Source organism: Mesorhizobium sp. M7A.F.Ca.CA.002.09.1.1, assembly GCF_003998555.1.
Classification (GTDB): domain Bacteria; phylum Pseudomonadota; class Alphaproteobacteria; order Rhizobiales; family Rhizobiaceae; genus Mesorhizobium; species Mesorhizobium ciceri.
On sequence record NZ_RZRR01000993.1, the window covers coordinates 1 to 1,903 of the forward strand.

The following is a 1,903-nucleotide window of genomic DNA, read 5'->3' on the forward strand; positions in this document are numbered from 1 at the left end:
GTCCGATATAGCGCAGGCCACCGCCGATGGTCAGGTCGCCACGCGGTCCTTCCTCGGGAAGCGTGTAGTCGACCCAGGCTGACGCCAGGTGGCGAGGAACGCGCTGCGGCCGATTGCCGGCATTCCCGCCAATGCCGTCTTCCAGGATCTCGGCATCCCAGTAGGAATAGGCAAGCGTCAGGTTCAAGTTTTCCGCGATGGCGGCCTTGCCCTCGAGTTCGATGCCGCGGACGCCAACCTTGCCGATCTGCTGCTGGACAACAGGCGTGACATAGGTCGGAACATTGGTTTGGGTAAGGTCGAAGACCGCGGCTGTGAACAGGCCGTCGAAGCCGTCGGGCTTGTACTTGATGCCTGCCTCATACTGTTTGCCCTCCTGAGGCTTCAACGAGCCCGAGACCGCATACCCGTTGGCGCTTGGCGACACGAGCGGCTGGAAGCTTTCCGAATAGTTGGCGTAGACCGCGAGGTTCGGCGTGAATTTGTAGGTCAGGCCGGCGCGCTTGGTGAAGGCCGATGCGGTGTCGTCGTCCTGCGTTCCCAGGTCGAGATAATCAGCTGTCGTCTGCACGCGGTCCCAGCGCCCGCCCAGGGTGACGATCCAGCGGTCGTCAAACGTCAATTGCTCCTGGGCATAGACACCGACCGCCTGCTGCTTGACCCGCCAGTTCACATAGGGGCCGAGGTTGATGCAGGACAGACCGCAATAGGTCGGGTTGTCGATGTCGATGGGGCCGGCAGTGCCGAAGAGGATGTTTTCGCGGGTGTTGTCGTTGGCGTAGTCGACGCCGACAAGCGTCTTGCTGGCGACCCGGTCCCAGCCCGTATCGTATTGCAACTGATTGTCGAAGGCATAGCGGTTGGACAGGCCGCCGACGGAAAATGCCGTGCGGTCCGCCGTGGGGTCAAGCGACGCGCCGTAGACCTCGGCGTAGTCGAGGCTCAAATGCGTGTAGCGGGCATTGGAGCGGAAGGTGAGATTCTCGTTGAATTCATGTTCGAACTGGTAGCCGATATCGACCTGCTCGGTGTTGAAGCGGTTGAAATCCGGCTCGCCCAGGAAGGTGCCGATGTCGATATTGGCGCCGGCGGGGGTGCCGCGTGCGCCTGTGCCATCTCGCTTGTAATAGTCAGTCAGGATGGTGAGCGAGGTTCCTTCCTCGGGCTTGATGGTCAACGCGGGTGCGATGTAAAGCCGGTCGTCGTTGGAATAATCCCATCCTTGATCGCCATCCTTGGCCAGCCCGGTAAGCCGATAGGTCCACACGCCATCGGGGTCGATCGGCCCGCCAAAATCAACGCCAATCTCCTTGGTGCCGTCGCCATAGGACGTGTAAATCTCCCCCTGCTTCTGGTCCAGCGGCCGCTTGGTAATGGCGTTCACCAATCCGCCAGGGCCGTTGAGACCAAAAAGCGTCGATGTCGATCCCTTTAGGACCTCCACGCGCTGAAGTCCGTAAGGTTCGAGACGGCTGGCCGTGAACCAGGCTGGGATGCGCGCCGTCAAGCCGTCGCGATAGGTACCGAGCGATGTCTGGTCGAAACCGCGGATGCGAATATAGTCGTATCGGTCATCGTTGCCGAACTCGTCGGTGAGGACGCTGGATGTGTAGGCCACGGCCTGCTGGAGGCTTTCGACATGGCGCGCCTCCAGTTCCTTTTGGGTTACAACTGAAACCGAGGCGGGAACGTCGACGATCGGCGTATCGGTCTTGGTGGCGGTCGCCGTATCCTTGGCGACGATCGTTTGATCGGGCCCGCCAACGCGGTCCGACTTGCCGGTGACGACGATCGTTTCCAGTTGAGTTGCATCGTCCGGCGAAACGTCCTGGGCCCGGCCGGTCCCCACCATTCCAAAAGATGCCGCTATCAAGGCACTGCTCGCAATCAATCGCCTTGCCTG

At 61.1% G+C, this 1,903-nt stretch carries 1 protein-coding gene; it reads right to left on the minus strand.

The genetic code is table 11. The annotated features are described in order from the left end of the window. On the minus strand, positions 1 to 1,891 hold a 1,891-nt coding region (locus EN994_RS29360; RefSeq protein ID WP_245466117.1), incomplete at its 3' end, for a TonB-dependent siderophore receptor. Positions 1,892 to 1,903 lie beyond the last annotated feature (12 nt).